General features: G+C 40.4%; 14 protein-coding genes and 1 tRNA gene. 5 read left to right on the top strand and 10 right to left on the bottom strand.

What is annotated here, in order from left to right:
- The 3 genes from I6E85_RS20045 (at position 1) to I6E85_RS20035 (ending at position 2376) form a co-directional block, all read left to right on the top strand.
- Positions 1-77 (top strand) — tRNA-Asp (locus tag I6E85_RS20045).
- 602 nt (positions 78-679) lie between these two features.
- Complete coding sequence (locus I6E85_RS20040) at positions 680-1270, top strand: ATP-binding cassette domain-containing protein (protein ID WP_024591359.1); 591 nt, start codon at positions 680-682, stop codon at positions 1268-1270.
- 86 nt (positions 1271-1356) lie between these two features.
- Positions 1357-2376 (top strand): DUF6136 family protein, encoded by a 1020-nt coding sequence (locus tag I6E85_RS20035; protein WP_231388452.1) that lies wholly within the window; start codon positions 1357-1359, stop codon positions 2374-2376.
- A 5-nt stretch (positions 2377-2381) separates the two neighbouring features.
- Here I6E85_RS20035 and fadE read toward each other — a convergent pair whose 3' ends face one another.
- Positions 2382-4838, bottom strand: a complete 2457-nt coding sequence (gene fadE / locus I6E85_RS20030; RefSeq protein ID WP_007586946.1) for an acyl-CoA dehydrogenase FadE — start codon at positions 4836-4838, stop codon at positions 2382-2384.
- Positions 4839-5162: 324 nt separating this feature from the next.
- Between fadE and I6E85_RS20025 the strand changes: the two genes are divergently transcribed.
- On the top strand, positions 5163-5927 hold the full coding sequence (locus I6E85_RS20025; RefSeq protein WP_024591316.1) for a class II glutamine amidotransferase: 765 nt from the start codon (positions 5163-5165) through the stop codon (positions 5925-5927).
- A 309-nt stretch (positions 5928-6236) separates the two neighbouring features.
- Here the strand turns inward: I6E85_RS20025 and I6E85_RS20020 are convergent, their stop codons facing one another.
- The 5 genes from I6E85_RS20020 to cmoA all read right to left on the bottom strand — a co-directional run bounded on the left by I6E85_RS20020 (position 6237) and on the right by cmoA (position 10584).
- A complete protein-coding gene (locus I6E85_RS20020) occupies positions 6237-6971 on the bottom strand; it encodes a DUF3108 domain-containing protein (protein ID WP_197237281.1) in 735 nt (244 codons plus the stop codon).
- 16 nt (positions 6972-6987) lie between these two features.
- Positions 6988-7635, bottom strand: a complete 648-nt coding sequence (gene purN, locus I6E85_RS20015; protein WP_002959994.1) for a phosphoribosylglycinamide formyltransferase — start codon at positions 7633-7635, stop codon at positions 6988-6990.
- Complete coding sequence (gene purM / locus I6E85_RS20010; RefSeq protein WP_002959993.1) at positions 7635-8687, bottom strand: phosphoribosylformylglycinamidine cyclo-ligase; 1053 nt, start codon at positions 8685-8687, stop codon at positions 7635-7637. Before purM ends, purN begins: the two co-directional genes overlap by 1 nt.
- A gap of 190 nt (positions 8688-8877) precedes the next feature.
- Positions 8878-9846: a tRNA 5-methoxyuridine(34)/uridine 5-oxyacetic acid(34) synthase CmoB gene (gene cmoB / locus I6E85_RS20005; protein WP_138488804.1), complete on the bottom strand. Its 969-nt coding sequence runs from the start codon at positions 9844-9846 to the stop codon at positions 8878-8880.
- Positions 9847-9858: 12 nt separating this feature from the next.
- Complete coding sequence (cmoA, locus tag I6E85_RS20000) at positions 9859-10584, bottom strand: carboxy-S-adenosyl-L-methionine synthase CmoA (RefSeq protein WP_007378000.1); 726 nt, start codon at positions 10582-10584, stop codon at positions 9859-9861.
- Positions 10585-10700: 116 nt separating this feature from the next.
- Here cmoA and I6E85_RS19995 point away from each other — a divergent pair, with 116 nt between their 5' ends.
- A complete protein-coding gene (locus I6E85_RS19995; RefSeq protein WP_007586957.1) occupies positions 10701-11387 on the top strand; it encodes a DUF3334 family protein in 687 nt (228 codons plus the stop codon).
- A 152-nt stretch (positions 11388-11539) separates the two neighbouring features.
- On the opposite strand, the gene I6E85_RS19990 is transcribed toward I6E85_RS19995, so the two are convergent.
- The 4 genes from I6E85_RS19990 to I6E85_RS19975 form a co-directional block, all read right to left on the bottom strand.
- Complete coding sequence (locus I6E85_RS19990; RefSeq protein WP_169044398.1) at positions 11540-12217, bottom strand: response regulator; 678 nt, start codon at positions 12215-12217, stop codon at positions 11540-11542.
- 4 nt (positions 12218-12221) lie between these two features.
- Positions 12222-13580 (bottom strand): ATP-binding protein, encoded by a 1359-nt coding sequence (locus I6E85_RS19985; protein ID WP_231621107.1) that lies wholly within the window; start codon positions 13578-13580, stop codon positions 12222-12224.
- Between the two features lie 221 nt (positions 13581-13801).
- Positions 13802-14311 carry a hypothetical protein gene (locus I6E85_RS19980; RefSeq protein WP_197237279.1) on the bottom strand — a complete coding sequence of 170 codons (510 nt, stop codon included), beginning with the start codon at positions 14309-14311 and terminating at the stop codon, positions 13802-13804.
- 37 nt (positions 14312-14348) lie between these two features.
- Positions 14349-16349, bottom strand: a complete 2001-nt coding sequence (locus tag I6E85_RS19975; protein WP_269435606.1) for a YHYH protein — start codon at positions 16347-16349, stop codon at positions 14349-14351.
- Positions 16350-16412: the final 63 nt, after the last annotated feature.

The following is a 16412-nucleotide window of genomic DNA, read 5'->3' as shown; positions in this document are numbered from 1 at the left end:
GGAGTGGTAGTTCAGTTGGTTAGAATACCGGCCTGTCACGCCGGGGGTCGCGGGTTCGAGTCCCGTCCACTCCGCCACTTGTTATTTCCTCAATAACAAGTTTATAAAATCCTTGATTAAATAATTTAGTAAAACATTCTTTGGCTATCAGCTAAAAAATCGACTTTTTAATATTCCTCTTATTCCTAAATATTCATCTTCTTCTATCTCCATGAATAGTTAAACACTTAGCACTGAATACCGCTCCAGTCTTAAATTGCCCCATGGTGTCACACATGACGTAATTAGCTCTTATCGGCTATAACGGCTAGTTAAAGTATTTACTCGTGCCAGAAGCTATTTCAGCGATTTTAACAACCTTAATTTTTTCATGGGTGGTATGCAGTGTGAGCTACAGCACCACTCCAATCATTATACCAATCCGCAATAATACTTAATCATTTTGCGGGGCTAAACGTGTCGCTACCTGTGTTAAAAAATTCTCATTTACGACTGCATGGATGCAGAAGGTAGAGCAATGCAGGAGCAATTGCCGAGAAAAACTAAATAGCGAATTTTTTGCCTAGCTATCAACACGTTTCTCCATCCTCAAAATAGATCACTTAATTAAGCGAATTGGTATTAGTTGTTTCTCATAACAGAATTCTTATAATGAATAGTCAGTTTAGAGGGATATTTTATGATTGAAGTCATAAGCTTAAATAAGCAATTTTCAGGCAATGTTGTTTTCAAGGATTACAACAAAGTTTTTTCAGATCAAAAGGGGTGTATTGAAGCGCCTAACGGCCAAGGAAAAACGACATTACTGATGATGCTAGCAGGACTTGAAAAGCCGCAAAGTGGTTCACTTTTATTTGCTGGTAGCCGATTGAACACTCCAACAAAAACCGTAGCAATTGCCAGTGACCGTATTGCTTTACCAGATTTTTTAACTGCAAATCAAATTATTGATTTATCTGTTAACACATTAGGTTGCGATTGGCCCCATTCGCTGGTTAACGGGTTTAACTTTAATGCATTTTTAAATACGCGATTCGAAGCACGGTCGTCGGGCAATCAAAAAAAATGCCAGCTAATTTTAGCATTAATGCGTAAATCACCTTATTTATTATTAGATGAGCCAAGTGCTGCGCTCGATCAAACCAGTATTCACACTCTTTTAAGCCAACTCGATGCTTATTTGGCTGACAAACCCAATGGGCAAATTATCATTACTTGCCATGAGCCCGCTGTGTTTATTGAGCATGGTTTTAAGTGTGTCTCGCTATGAGTATCATAAGCATAAAAAGCAAACTTAATCAGTATCTCGCGTTTATAGGTTAGCGGTATTTAGCGTACACGTTTGAGCTTAAGCAATTGCTTCAACAGCTAAAAAAATTTGGTTTGTTATTTTTAGTGGTGTTGGGATCATCCGCTCTTGGTTTTGTATTATTGCTTTTTTTAGGCTTAGGGAAAATTATAGATAGTGCAGATACGCCTTTATATGGCGCGCAAATGGCACTATTTTACTTGTTATTGCAAAGCGTGATGATAAGCGCAATGAAACTGGCGATTAAAAATAGTAACCAACGGCTGTTTCAACTTACGATGGCTCACTCTAGCTGGCTTCACCTTGCCGATATTAAATTGTTATTTATCAGCAATGGCTGGCTTATCGCTAGTTTGTTGATAGCGCTTGATCTTACCTTTGAACAGTGGTTAAAGGTGCCGCATTTTATAGTATTTATGTTTATTCAGTTAGGATTAGGCATTGTGTGTTTATACAAACCTAGCGCACTAGTTTATGGTTTTATGTTAAGCGGCCTTTTTTTATTCACTCCCATCAACATACCGCCGCTTATTTATCATATTGGTTTTTCAATCATCTTTAGCATTAGCTTGCTTATACCTAGAGTTAATATAAATGGGCGTGTTAGTGTTCGGTCACTGTTTGGTTTTTGGTTTTGCTACTTTATAAATCACAGCTGGACACTGGTATGGCGTATGTCGTTACTTTTATGTGTGTTTATGGCCTCGACTACGTTAGTCGCTGAGCGTGCTGATCTCGTTAATATACTTGATGCTGTGGCGATGGCTTTTATTGTATTATTTTGCAGCTCATTACAATTTGATTGCGCTAAAATTTATGCACAATATCGCTTTTTTTTTAATACATGCCAAAAAGCACGGACGTTTTATATTAGCCAGTTTATACCTAGTATGCTGTTGTTTTTAGCGACCTTTGTAACTTACAGCATTACGTTTGAGAGATTAAACATTATTTTGTTGAGTTTAGGTTTACCGTGGTGTTTGTTGCAGGTTAATTTTGCACAAAAAAAACCAGCGCATTATGCGCTGGTTTGGATTTTTTTACAGCTGGGGTGCTTGCTTTACTAAATTAGTTAAGCAGCATCAGCTTCTTTTTTAACGCTATTACGTGCGGCTTTGCCTGCAAGTAAGTCAGCAGGGTCAAAGTCATCAACGTTAATAACATCTAAACGAGATTGCTCAACAGCAGCTAGTTTATCAGCCTCTGCTTGGCTTAATATGCCTGCTTCAAGCCCCATTTGCGCTACTTTATCAAGCTGGAAGAATGGCAGTTTAAGACCTTTTTCTTTACATACACGGTCAAATAATGGCTCAACAGCAAGTACGTCTTTAAGCGTTTGCTCTTGACGACCTACTAGGTTAAGCGGCTCATTTGTTAAGTATACATAGCTTGCTAAACGGTTACGCGTTTCACTAGGTACTTGTAGTAGTTGCGCAAGTTTATGCTCAAGTTGGTCAGTTGGCTTACGAACCGGGCGACCAAACGGGAATAATAATACTTTTAACACGGCGCGTAGTGGAGCCGAAGGCATGTTATTAATTAAATCAGCAAGTGCACGTTGGCAATGGTAAAGGTGATCTTGGCAACTCCATTTTACTAGAGCAAAATCTTCTTTTTTACGGCCTTCATCGTTGTAACGCTTAAGCGTTGCAGACACTAAGTATAAGTAACTAAGTAAGTCACCTAAACGTGCTGAAATACGTTCTTTACGTTTTAGTGAACCACCAAATACTGCCATGCTAATGTCAGACATAAGAGCAAGTGATGCACTAAAGCGTGACGCTATACGGTAAAACTCAGCGGTTTCGTCGTTGTACGGCACACTTGTAAAACGAGCGCCGGTAAGAGCAAGCCACTTAGTACGTACAAGGTTCGACATAGTAAAACCAATGTGACCCATTAGCGCTTTATCAAATACGTTAAGCGCTTCTTCGCGGTCTTCAATTTCGCACGCACCTAGTTCGGTAAGTACAAATGGATGACAGCGAATAGCACCTTGACCATAAATAATCATATTACGGGTCAAGATGTTTGCACCTTCAACGGTAATGGCAATAGGTGCACCTTGATAGCCACGACCTAAATAGTTATTTGGCCCAAGCATGATGCCCTTACCGCCAAGTACATCCATTGCATGAATAGTTGCATCACGCATTTGCTCTGTCAGGTGGTATTTAATAATGGCAGAAACAACAGATGGCTTTTCGCCTAAATCAACAGCACCCGTAGACATACTAACCGCAGCATCAGAGCTGTAAGCGTAACCAGCTAATTTAGCTAGTGACTCTTCAACACCTTCCATTTTACCTATAGGTAAACGGAACTGACGACGAATGCGGCTATAAGCACCTGTCGCAATAGCAATCATTTTAATGCCACCGGCAGAGTTTGACGGCAATGTAATTGCACGACCAACCGATAAACATTCAACCAACATGCGCCAGCCTTGACCAGCCATATCTGGACCACCAATAATATAATCAAGTGGTACGAAAATGTCTTTACCGCGAGTAGGACCATTTTGAAATGGTACGTTAAGCGGGAAATGTCGACGACCAATTTCAACTCCAGGAGTATCCGTTGGAATAAGTGCACAGGTGATGCCTGGCTCTTTATTGTCGCCAATTAGGCCGTCTGGATCTTGTAATTTAAACGCAAGTCCAAGTACGGTAGCCACTGGGGCAAGTGTAATGTAACGCTTATTCCACGTTAAACTAACACCCACAACCTCTTCACCATTCCATTGCCCTTTACATACCACACCGTAGTCTGGAATTGAGCTTGCATCAGAACCCGCTTCTGGCGAAGTTAACGCAAAACATGGAATTTCTTGACCGCTCGCTAGGCGCGGTAAGTAATGATCTTTTTGCTCTTTTGTACCATAGTGTTGTAATAATTCACCTGGGCCTAAAGAGTTCGGTACACCAACAATTGACGAAAGTAATGTTGATTTACTTGTTAGTTTTTGAAGTACACAAGACTGTGCAAATGCAGAAAACTCTAAACCGCCGTATTCTTTTTTGATGATCATGGCAAAGAATTTATTATCTTTTAGATATTGCCATACATCTTGAGGAAGGTCGGTTAGTTCGTGCGTTGCTTCCCAATCATCCAACATGCTACATACTACTTCAACAGGGCCATCAACAAAGGCTTGCTCTTCAATAGTAAGTTTAGGAACTGGGTATTGGTGAAGTTTTTTCCAATCTGGGTTACCGCAAAATAAGTCAGCTTCCCACCACGTCGTACCGGCATCAATAGCTGATTTTTCAGTATCAGACATGCTTGGCGTTACTTTTTTAAACGTAGCAAAAATAGGCTTGATGATATATTGCTGACGAAGGCCAGTAACAGAAAGAGGAACCGCGATGATCAAAAAGATCAACCAGCTAATTAAACCAAAAGCACCTGCAAAGGTACCAATTAATAAAGTTATAGCCGAAACACCAAGTGCTGTGTTCCAACTTGCTCTGTGGTAAACCGCAGTGCAAAGCAACGCGATTAGAACCAGTGTAAATATGAGTGTCATTTTTATTCCTTAATAGAGGTCAGACCACCTCACTTAGAGTAGCGCTAGTAACAGTAATTTTCAAGTACATAACGATGTTAAATTGTAGTAGAAAGTAACTTAAATACGATATTTAATTACCCGACAGAGGAACGCACAATAACTATCGTATAGTCAAAGCATTAACCGTAAGTAGTGTTAACGTAAAAATAAATAAATCTAATAGCAAAATGACACTTTTTAAGTAAGTATAGCCGTTAAAGCGGGCTGCAAATTAGTGTACGCTTAATACACAAATATAACGCTATTTATTTTAATGTATGGTTTTTAAGGGTTATTTTATTAATGTGTGAATTACTTGGCATGTCAGCCAATGTGCCTACCGATATTTGTTTTAGTTTTTCAGGCCTTTTAGAGCGTGGCGGAAACACGGGACCACATAAAGATGGTTGGGGTATTACATTTTACGAAGGTAAAGGCTGTAGAACCTTTAAAGATCCTGAGCCGAGTTATCAATCTGAAATTGCAAAGCTCGTCAAAGCATACCCAATTAAAAGTGTCTCGGTTATTAGCCATATTCGCCAAGGTAACCGCGGGAGAGTATGCCTTGAAAATACTCATCCTTTTACGCGAGAGTTATGGGGGCGCGAGCTTACTTACGCTCATAACGGGCAGCTATCTAATTATCATGATTTAAAACCGCAGTACTATCGCCCAGTAGGTAACACCGATAGCGAACTCGCTTTTTGTTGGTTACTTGATAAAATTCGTGAAAAATACCCAAAGCGTCCAAGTAATATGGCGTCGGTTTTTAGATACGCCGCTAAGCTTTCGCATACCCTTCGTGAAAAAGGGGTGTTTAATATGCTATTGACCGACGGGGTGTTTGTTTTAGCGTATTGCACTAATAACTTACATTACATAACGCGCCGTGCGCCATTTGGTAAAGCAACGTTGATTGATGCCGACATGGTGGTTGATTTTCAACAAGAGACCACACCAAACGATGTAGTGACGGTTATAGCTACAAGGCCTTTGACGAATGATGAGCGTTGGCAAAAAATGGAGCCGGGGGAATTTGCATTGTTTAAAATGGGTGAGCTAATTTAGCCCACCTATTTTAAATATTAGGACCTGTTTATCTTTCGAGGTTAAATTTGCAGCAGACTGTTTGGTATTTAGGCAAGGCAGAGCCTATGTAGTGTGGTTATTCCCCATAAATAGGCGATAACGTAGCATAAATGCCAAACATGCGCTGTCCGAAGGGTTCTGCCTAGGGGCTATTTACTCTTTGTTGCTCGGTTTTTACTTAGCCCACTAGGTTACAAACCTCGCGCCGCGATTAAATAGCCCCTAGGTTGAACAAATTTTAATCCTGAAAGGTCAACAGGTCCTAGCTTAACTTTGGTTTAATTAAATTTAGTTAGCTTCTTGAGGTTGTTGTGCTGTTGCAGGCGCAACAGCTGTAGGTGATGTAACAGTAAATGAATTCATTTGAACTTCAAACTGCTCCATACCTTTTTCGCCTTTCCACATACGTACCAGCATGTAATCCATTTCTGGCGCAAACCATGCAATTGCTTGGCGTTTATCGTTATCGTATAAACGTTTTACTTTAATGGCTTCTACATTACCGATAGGTAGGGAGATCATCTCTTTTTCAACAACTTCAAAGTTGTAGTCGCGGCGGTTACCTTTTTTGTCTATAAGCGGGAATGAAAAGCTCGTTTCGCCTTTTTTCAATCCTTCGCGCACTTGCACTTGGTATGAAATAGCATCCTGAAATTCATCAGTCCATTCGCATTTAAGTGGGTATTCGCTAGCGCTGCTAGTCACTACTTTGTTTGTTGTATCAAAATCAATTTTATAATCTTTATCTGGGCCTGTACCGGTGCGGATCATATTGTAATGATGCGGGGTAACCTTGCCATCTTTAAAGGTAAACTTTGATGTTTCTTCACGAGAATCAGAGAAAATCATCCACTCAATATTACTGTGGTATGTTAGTTCATAAGTATCGTCGCCGATTTTTTTGAGCTCACGAACAGCCTCACCATGATTTTTACCTTTGCGTAAAATATCGTAATTAGCTTGATACTGGGTCAATTCGCCTGCAATTAGGCTAGTTGGAAGTAAAGCGCCCGCACATAACAACAGGGCACTTATTTTTTTATTGTGGGTAGTGCGCGCCGTGTGCAGGAAGTTGTTTTTTGTCAAGAACTGCATAATCTGCTTCCATAGTAAGTCTGTGTTCACTGAACCACTTGACCACCAAAGGATAAATTATATGCTCTTGCTCATGCACGCGTTTTGCTAATGTTTCTGCTGTATCATCCTTGAGTACAGGTATTTGCGCTTGAAGAATAACGGGACCGCCGTCTAATTCTTCAGTAACAAAGTGAACACTTACGCCATGAACATCGTCTTTTGCATCAATTGCTCTTTGGTGGGTATTCAGCCCCTGATACTTAGGCAACAAAGATGGATGAATGTTCAACATTTTTCCAACATATTTTTGCACTAAGCCAGGAGTAAGAATACGCATAAACCCAGCTAATACAACTAGATTTGGCATAAAAGAGTCGATAACGTTCATTAATTGCGCATCGTACGCTTCGCGCGAGTCAAAATCTTTATGACTGAGCACTTTTGTAGCAATACCTGCTTGTTTTGCACGCTCTAGGCCATAAGCGTCTGCTTTGTTACTAATAACAGCCGCTATATGTCCGTTTATCTCGCCACGTTCGCAGGCATCTATGATGGCTTGTAAATTAGAGCCACTACCTGAGATTAAAACTACCAGACGAGTCGGTGCCATTACTTAGCACCACCTACAATTTCAACTTGCTCTTCGCCAGCTGCTGCATCTTGAATTTCACCAAGGTGCCACGCATTTTCACCCAAGTCTTTTAGCATTGTTAAGCTTTGCTCAAGTTTGTCTGCAGGAACTACTAAAACCATACCTACACCACAGTTAAATGTACGGTACATTTCGTGTGTAGTAATATTACCGTTTTCTTGTAACCAGTTAAAAATAGGTGGCCACTGCCAGCTATCACCTTTAACTACAGCTTTTGCTGAAGCGGGTAATACGCGTGGAATGTTTTCCCAAAAACCGCCGCCAGTAATATGCGAAAGCGCATGTACGTCAACGTTTTTGAATAACTCAAGTAAAGGTTTTACGTAAATACGAGTAGGCTCAAGTAAAGTTTCGCCTAAAGTTTTACCTTCAAAGTCAGCGCTGGTATCAGCTTTTGACACTTCAAGTACTTTACGAATTAAAGAGAAGCCATTTGAATGAGGACCACTTGAAGCAAGTGCAATAAGCTGATCGCCTGCTGCTACTTTTGTGCCATCAATAATTTTAGATTTTTCTACAACGCCTGTACAAAAGCCTGCCATGTCGTAGTCTTCACCATCATACATACCTGGCATTTCAGCTGTTTCGCCACCAATTAGGGCACAACCTGAAATTTCACAACCTTTGCCAATACCTGTAACTACGTCAGCTGCTGTGTCTACATCTAGTTTACCAGTTGCATAGTAATCTAGAAAAAACAGGGGTTCAGCACCTTGAACAATTAAGTCGTTTACACACATTGCAACTAAATCAATACCAACAGTATCGTGTTTTTTTAAGTCGATTGCTAAACGTAGTTTAGTACCAACGCCATCTGTGCCTGCAACTAATACTGGTTGCTTGTAGCCTTCAGGAATTTCGCAAAGTGCGCCAAAACCACCAATTCCGCCCATTACTTCAGGACGACGAGTTTTTTTAACTACGCCTTTAATACGCTCAACAAGTGCATTACCAGCGTCGATATCTACGCCCGCGTCTTTATAGCTTAGAGACTGTTTTTGTTCGCTCACAGGTTTTCCTCAAAATAGTTGTTTTGGGTTGCTTAGAAACGCGCGTATTTTACAACAATTGCAAGGTCGCGGCTAGCGCAAATGTAATTTTGAAATAATAAACAAGGACACTTGTCCGCTGCTTGTTGTTTAAATAAACAAAAAAACGCCCGCAGGCGTTTTTTTAGTATTTAAGGCGTTAAATTAACCGCTATGCTTTTGCAGTTAATATTGCTCTAAGTGGAGCAGGGTAGCCTTCAATTGTTTTACTTGTGTCGTTTGGATCTAAAAAGTCGATTAGCGATTCGTTTTCCATCCAATCGGTTTTGCGTTGCTCTTCAAGCGTGGTAATAGCGCAATCTTTTATTTGCACATCTTTAAAGCCAACGCGTTCCATCCACAGTTTTAATGCTGCAGTACTTGGAATAAACCAAACGTTGCGCATTTTAGCGTAGCGGTCGGTAGGGACTAATACTGTGTTTTCATCACCTTCAATTACTAGCGTTTCAAGTACAAGTTCGCCGCCGGGGCGAAGCTGCGCCTTTAACTGCGCTAAAAAGTCGATAGGTGAGCGACGATGATAAAGTACGCCCATCGAAAAAACCGTATCAAACGCTTTAAGCTCAGGTAATGCTTCAACGCCTAGTGGCAGTAAATGCACGTTTTCGTCTGGATTGTAGTGTTTAATTGCTTGAAACTGACATAAAAATAAATCAGACGGATCAATACCCACTACAAACTCTGCGCCTTCACCGCGCATACGCCATAAATGATAACCTGAACCACAACCAATATCTAAAACAGTGCGACCTTTTAATGGCTCAATATGAGGCAGGAGTCTGTCCCACTTCCAATCACTGCGCCACTCCGTGTCTATTTCAATACCGTGCACACTAAATGGGCCTTTGCGCCATGGCATCATGCGTTTTAATAAATGCATGGCTTGCTTTTGCTCGCCATCACTCATCTCCCCTGGGGCGCCAATTTCTACCTTAGTAGAAATATCAACGTGCGAAGTTGCCACCTCTGGTAAGTTTTTAAGTACTTTTTGCCATTTAGGCAAATCACCATGGCTAGCCTCGTTTTGCCAATGTTTTAATTGTGCAGGAAGGGTTTCTAGCCAGTGACTAAGTGGGCTTTGTGCGATAGATGCGTAAAATTGATTAAACCATTGAGACATGGATGACTCTCTTTATTTAATTGCTACCATTGAGCAAAAATTAAAACATTGATACCACACTTGAGTTTGGCTAAAACCAATATCTTGTAAGCGAGTAAAGTGAGCGCTTAGTGTATCTGGGCGCATAACGTTTTCGATGGCGGTACGCTTTTGGCTTATTTCAAGCTCAGAGTAACCATTGTGACGTTTAAAGTCGTGGTGCAAATCAATCAATAAATTGTCGCATTGCTCGTTTTCAGCTTTAATTTTTTCGCTTAACAGTAATACGCCGCCAGGTTTTAAATTAGCGTATATTTTTTCAAGTACGGCTTGGCGCTGCGCGTGTGGAATAAACTGCAGCGTAAAGTTCATTGCTACTACTGAGGCGTTTTGAATCTCAAGCTCGTTAATATCGCCCAAAGTAACAGTAACAGGCACATCTGATTTAAAACCTTGTAAATGTACCTTACAACGCTCAACCATAGCTTGAGAATTATCTACCGCTATTATATGGCAGTTATCGGTGCGAATATTTCGTCGCATGCTAAGCGTGACTGCGCCAAGTGAACAGCCTAAATCATAAAGATTTGAGTTACTTTGCGCGTATTCACCCGCAAGCTTACCCATTGTACTGACAATCGTTGCGTAGCCCGGTACCGAGCGCTGAATCATATCTGGAAAAACTTCGACTACATTTTGGTCAAAGCTAAAATCTTTTACTTGTTGCTCAGAGGCATAAATACTGTCTTTTATGGTCACGAAGGCAGTCTCTTTGTAAATAATGGCGCTATTTTAACATTTTATACTGGATAGTCAGTGATAAATTCAGTAGCTTGACTAGAATTATGAATAATAAGTATAAAAGAGAAGATTAAATGAGCAAAAGTAAGGTCATCAGCACAGACGATATATTAGCAACCCTTTGTCATTCAGTGACAGGCGTACTCACATCAGCCAGCGGTAATGGTATTAGCTACTCAGCCATGGTGCAAAAAATAACACGTACATGTATGCGACCAGATATTGGCTGCTTTGTTTTATTTGACGGCGGTTTTACAGGGCTTGTAATTACCAACTTTACTTCGCAAGCGGCGATGGAAATTTATGGCGATTACATGCGCAACATGGGGATGCCAGAAGATGAAATAGCGCATAGCCATTTATCAGACGACGTATCAAACGTACTAGGCGAGTTGATGAATCAAATTGTTGGCGACTTTACGTCTAAAGTGCGCGAGCAGCTACATACTTCAATTACGCAAAACCAGCCAAAAATGATGGCAATAAACAAGCAAGTGCAAATATCGGTAGATACCACCATGGATCGCCCGCAAGCCCGCCGCGTAACATTCACTACAAGTAAACAAAATATCTTTTACTTGGAATTAGCGATGGATAAAACAGAGTTTATTAAATTACACGACTTTGATATTGCAGAAGCACTAGACCCAGACGACATAATTGAAAACGAAGCACGTAAAAAAGCGGACAAAGAAAAAGCATCTACAGCAGTAGAGCAAGACGATGCCGATGACGACTTTATGGCAGGCTTAGGGCTTTAAGCCTATTTACGTAGGTTGGGTTGAGTGAAACGAAACCCAACGTTTGCTCTGCTATTAATCTTTAGTTATGAGTGTTCAGGTTAGTGATTAAAATAAAAGCGCGATTTATATCGCGCTTTTTCGTCATGTTAGCTTTATTTGAATAAGTAAACCTACTCTTTAAACTTATAACCCACACTATAAACCGCAGCTATTGGGTTTAGCCCTGCTTGAATGTCGTTAATCTTTTTTCGTATATTTTTAATGTGTGTATCTATGTTGCGATCGGAGATGTCGGTTGTGTCGCTGTATACGTTATTAATAATATCTTCGCGGGTAAAAACACGCCCTACGTGACTTATAAATAGTAAAAAGATTTTAAATTCGACGGCGGTAAAGCCAATGCTTTTTCCGTTAAGGCGTGCTTCGAAATCGTCTTTGTGCAATTGAAAATTATTATGATTGATGATATTTGTTTTAGGCTGGCTGGTTCTTCTTAGTACGGCTTTTATGCGTGCTATAACTTCTTTAGGGCTGAAAGGTTTGCATATGTAGTCATCGGCGCCGAGCTCTAAACCCAGTAAGCGGTCTATTTCTTCACTTTTTGCGGTAAGCATAATAATAGGCACACTTGAAAAGACTCTAATTTGCTTACATAGCTCTGTGCCATCAACATCTGGCAGCATTAAATCAAGAAGTATTAAATCTACAGCGTTTTGTTTTACAAAACTAACTAAACCTTTGCCGCTATTAAAGTGCTCAGTTTCGTAATTTTGTTGCTTAGCGTAGGCAATAAGTACTTCGGCAATGTTTTCTTCGTCTTCAACAATAAGTATTTTTTGTGATGCCATTATTTTAACCCAAAAGTGTCAGCGTTATTTTAACTTCTAGCCCACCGAGTGGTGAGTTGTGCAACGATATTTGACCGCCATGTGCTTCTACTATTTGTTTGCAAAGTGCAAGCCCTAAGCCCGAGCCGCCGTGCTCTCGGCTTCGAGATTTTTCAACACGATAAAAACGCTCAAACAATTTTTGTAAGTCGTTTGGTAAAACACTTGGGGCTGAGTCTTGTAAAATAAGCTCAATGTTATTGGGTGTTTTGTTGGCAAGTATTATTACTTGCCCGCCTTTATGCGTGTATCTGCAGGTATTTTCTAACAGGTTTGAAAATAATTGTACAAGGCGTTCTTTATCGCCATTTATTATACATTTACCGGCTTTGGCTAAGCTTTTGCTATCTACATTTAATTCACGCTCTTTAAAGCGAGCGGTGTAGTTTTCAATTGATTGCTCAAAAATAGTGATTAAATCAATGCGTGCATTGTTATAGGTTAAATTAACGCTATCTGTTTGTGCTAGTTGGGCTAGGTCGTCAACAATGTGACTTAAGTTATCTACTTGGTTTATGAGTAAATTAATGCGCTTTGTGTCGGCTGTAAATACACCATCTTGCACAGCTAACAAGTGCGATCGTAGTACGGTAAGTGGGGTTCTTAATTCGTGGGATGTGTCTGACACCCATTGAAACCGCATTTGTTGGTTTTGCTCAAGCGTGTGGGCTAAGGCGTTAAAATTGTTGGATAGGGTCGCTAGCTCATCTTTACTAGAGGGGGTTATTCTGCTGGCAAAGTTTCCGTTTGTTAACTCATCGGTGCTAGTCACTATTTGCTTTATTGGTTTTATTAAATGTCGAGACAACACAATAGCCATAATAAATGCGAGCACAATAACGAGTAACGTGATCATAAAATAGTTATGAAATTGCGCTGCTAAAAATGCTTTTGCTGGGCTACTTTGCACAAGTTTTGAAGGTACTAAACCTATCCAGCCTATAACGTTATTGTTTAATAAAATAGGCTCTATATGTGGGTTGTCGTTTAAATTAGCTCTACCAACAACAACTTTTTTATTTTGATCATATAAACTTATACGCTGCCCTGTTTTAAGGGAACCCGCAGGTAAGTGTACCCACAATAAAGAGGGCGTTGCTTTACTGCTATTTGGTTTGGGTGGGGTGCTTGTGTGTTTATTCGTTTTAGGCTCGCCTGGCTTTTTTTGCGGCTCTACAATAGAGCGCCATAATTGCGTGTTTTGCGTAATGGGTTGCCAACTGCCTAATTCGCTATAAAGCTCAATAAGTTGCTGCTTAACCATTGCTACATGCTTTGTTTCTTCTTGTTCAACAAAGTCGTTAAACCCTGACGAAAAGGTCATGTATATAAACACAAACATAAGCCCAACAAGGGCGATATTAGTGATAAAAAAAGCTAAAAAGAATTTATGTATTAATTTCACTGATTGGCAAATAGTAAAAATCATGTGTTAACGTACCAAGCAGTATTGCATATTGATTATGTGCCTACAATTAGCGTATTTAGGGAGTTGCTTACTAAAATCCTTTTTAAGTAAGCTTTTTAGGTATGTTGGTATTTGGACTAGAACTTTATTTTTGCGGTATCGCCAGCACTCAGTAACTTATATTGTGGTTTTACAAAGCTTGCATGTACTGCACCTAAACTTTTAGGGAACGATATAGCAAGATCATCTACTGTTGTAAATGTGTGCTTCGCTTGAAAAACAATTTCTAGGTCGTTCGCTTCGTTGTTGTTGCTGGTGGTAAAAGCGACGCGTTCAAACACGATAACTTGCTGATTTACACGTAAGCTCGTTTTTTGTTTAAGTGCATTTTTTACAAACTCTTCTTGTTGCTCTGCACTTAAGTTTGTAGGCATAAGCTTATCAATATCGCCCATAAGCCATGCTTGCTCGCTTTGCAGCGCTGAAATTAAATGCTCAGCATTAGTTAATACTTTAACCTCAACTTGCCCGTCTCTTAAAATTACTTGGGCTGTTGTGTTTTTTAATACATGGGCGCTCACTTGAGCGCTCATACTTGTTAAAATACACGCTAGCATTAGCCATTTTAATTTTTTTAAAAAATACATAATTACTACCTTTTATTGAGGCGGTTGACCTTTTTTTTTATTGAGGTTGCTCAATAGTTGCTTTACAAATAAGGGTGTTGTCGGTTTCTAAGTCTTCGCCCCATATGAATTTTGCGTTTTTATCCCAGTTAATGTCGTCGTAACCGTCTTTTGGTCCTACATCGGCAAAGTTGTGCTCTACTGCATTAGCCCAGTTTGCGTTATCAAAGTTACTTTGTAGCCAGTTAGTTGGCGCTTCTTTTGACATAAATGTACAAGCGCCTTCGCCCGCGACAGGGTTTGATTCGCTTTCGCATAATTTGTTAAGCGGCGCTTTGTGAAGTATTTCGCATTTAAAGCTTTGATCGCTTACGGCAACTACTTTATTTGTATCGGTGTCGGTAAGTTGCATAATAAAACCGCCATCACCCATTTGTTGATTTTTAGCACCGATGTATTCAAGCCCTGTGTCGTTTTGCTTAAAGTCTTTAATTATTAAATTAAGCTCAATAGGGTAGTTTGCAGAAAACGTAATGCTTTCGGCATTAAATGAGCGCTCTGTGGTTATAGGCACCGAATCTTCAACAAGTAACTGCTCGCCTATGTAGGCTGTAAACCAGTTATCAGCCCATGCTTCTAGCTTTAAGTTATGCTTGCCTGTAATGGCAGGGTTTGTATTTTTCTTAGTGACTGTAGGAGTAAGGTGATTTGGTTGCGGACCTCTACAAAATATACCTGTTTGAACTTTGCCACCATTACTGATGGTTTTTTGTTTAAAGCTATAGCAGTCTTTTCCCTGTGATGCAGGGCTGTAGGTAGTAAAGTAGTTCTCGCCTTTGTATGAATAGCTCATTGTACGGCTGCCATTTTCAGAGATTGCGTGCGTTAAGTTTTCAACGCCTCCTTGTGGCGGGCGCAAATAGGCTCTTATACCTTGAGTATCGCCACTCAGTGGTGACACTCTTGGTAATTTTGCGGTATCTACTTCACCAACTAAGCACTGAATAATATACGGCGGTGTAGCTGATGTTTGGTAGCGATAGCCAAATGTGTCGTCGGCTTGCCCGTTACATACATCAAGGTCACCTTTGGCAATTGCACTGCCGTCTGGGTTTTTACTGCCATACAGCGGGTAACCATCGTAAGCCCAACCAATAATGGCATCGCTTGATTGGTTTTTCATTGTGTCAATCATACACGTTGGCGATACATGATAATGGTAGTCATCACCTCGTCCTGCGTGTCCGCCACATATATCTAACTGTCCAAGTGCTAACGTGTCGTGTTTTTCATCGTAGCTATTTACGTCCAGTTCACCTTGCGAAGAATAGTCGTATATTGGTACGCCATTAACGGCAACACCTACGGCTGCATCAATTGTTGTAATTGTTTTTGCTTTTTTAGGGTTTAGTTTTACAGGTGCGGCGTAGTCTTTAGCTGGAACGGGTACTTGCTCGTTAGTACCAGTAATACCTGTCATTACGTCATGATCAGGATAAGTAGATGAGGCAATATAAGCATATTGTTCATCGCACGTAACAGATACGCTTTGATCAAACCCTGCATTACTTACTGATTGTGTAATAGCATCGCAACGAGGTGATTTTACGTTAGCGGTTAAATATGATTTATCAGGCTTTGGTTGCTCATTTGGTGTTGGTCTTGCATTAGGTTTGTGCTCGGCGCTACTGGCGCTTCGCGAGTATTTAACCGTCATACTTGCAGTATCGAGAGTAATATTTTTTACAGCGGCGAGTAATGCTGAGCGATCTACTTTTGTATCGCTATTAAAGGTAACCGGTGCAGATAACGCGTACACAGTATAAGTATAGCTTTTTTCACCTGGGCCTTTAGAGCAAGGCGGCGCATATTGGTTTAAATCGTTTACGCTATTAGAGCCTACTTCACCGAGAGTTTCGCCCGCTTTAATTTGTGTTTTATCGGCGGCAATATTGTACATGATCCAATACCAATGCATTCCCTCTGGCGCTTTATGATCCATAATTAACGCATAATATTTGGTTGTGTTAGGTGCACCGCTCCAGTTGTAGTGGTACAGTAATTTTGGCCACCCATTAAGAAAGAAATGTTATGCTGATAAGCATACAAATTTGGGTGAAAA

This window comes from Pseudoalteromonas sp. NZS71 (genome assembly GCF_015864715.1).
Classification (GTDB): domain Bacteria; phylum Pseudomonadota; class Gammaproteobacteria; order Enterobacterales; family Alteromonadaceae; genus Pseudoalteromonas; species Pseudoalteromonas arctica.
Note: the sequence above shows the minus strand (reverse complement) of the source record. Positions and strands in the feature narration are given on the sequence as shown.

What these genes read in the sequence shown, in the direction of transcription:
- I6E85_RS19990 (WP_169044398.1), bottom strand. Translation starts at nt 12,217, where the DNA reads ATGGCATCACAAAAAATACTTATTGTTGAAGACGAAGAAAACATTGCC.
- I6E85_RS19985 (WP_231621107.1), bottom strand. Translation starts at nt 13,580, where the DNA reads ATGACCTTTTCGTCAGGGTTTAACGACTTTGTTGAACAAGAAGAAACA.
- I6E85_RS19995 (WP_007586957.1), top strand. Translation starts at nt 10,701, where the DNA reads ATGAGCAAAAGTAAGGTCATCAGCACAGACGATATATTAGCAACCCTT.
- I6E85_RS19980 (WP_197237279.1), bottom strand. Translation starts at nt 14,311, where the DNA reads ATGTATTTTTTAAAAAAATTAAAATGGCTAATGCTAGCGTGTATTTTA.
- I6E85_RS20025 (WP_024591316.1), top strand. Translation starts at nt 5,163, where the DNA reads ATGTGTGAATTACTTGGCATGTCAGCCAATGTGCCTACCGATATTTGT.
- I6E85_RS20040 (WP_024591359.1), top strand. Translation starts at nt 680, where the DNA reads ATGATTGAAGTCATAAGCTTAAATAAGCAATTTTCAGGCAATGTTGTT.
- cmoB (WP_138488804.1), bottom strand. Translation starts at nt 9,846, where the DNA reads ATGTCTCAATGGTTTAATCAATTTTACGCATCTATCGCACAAAGCCCA.
- purN (WP_002959994.1), bottom strand. Translation starts at nt 7,635, where the DNA reads ATGGCACCGACTCGTCTGGTAGTTTTAATCTCAGGTAGTGGCTCTAAT.
- fadE (WP_007586946.1), bottom strand. Translation starts at nt 4,838, where the DNA reads ATGACACTCATATTTACACTGGTTCTAATCGCGTTGCTTTGCACTGCG.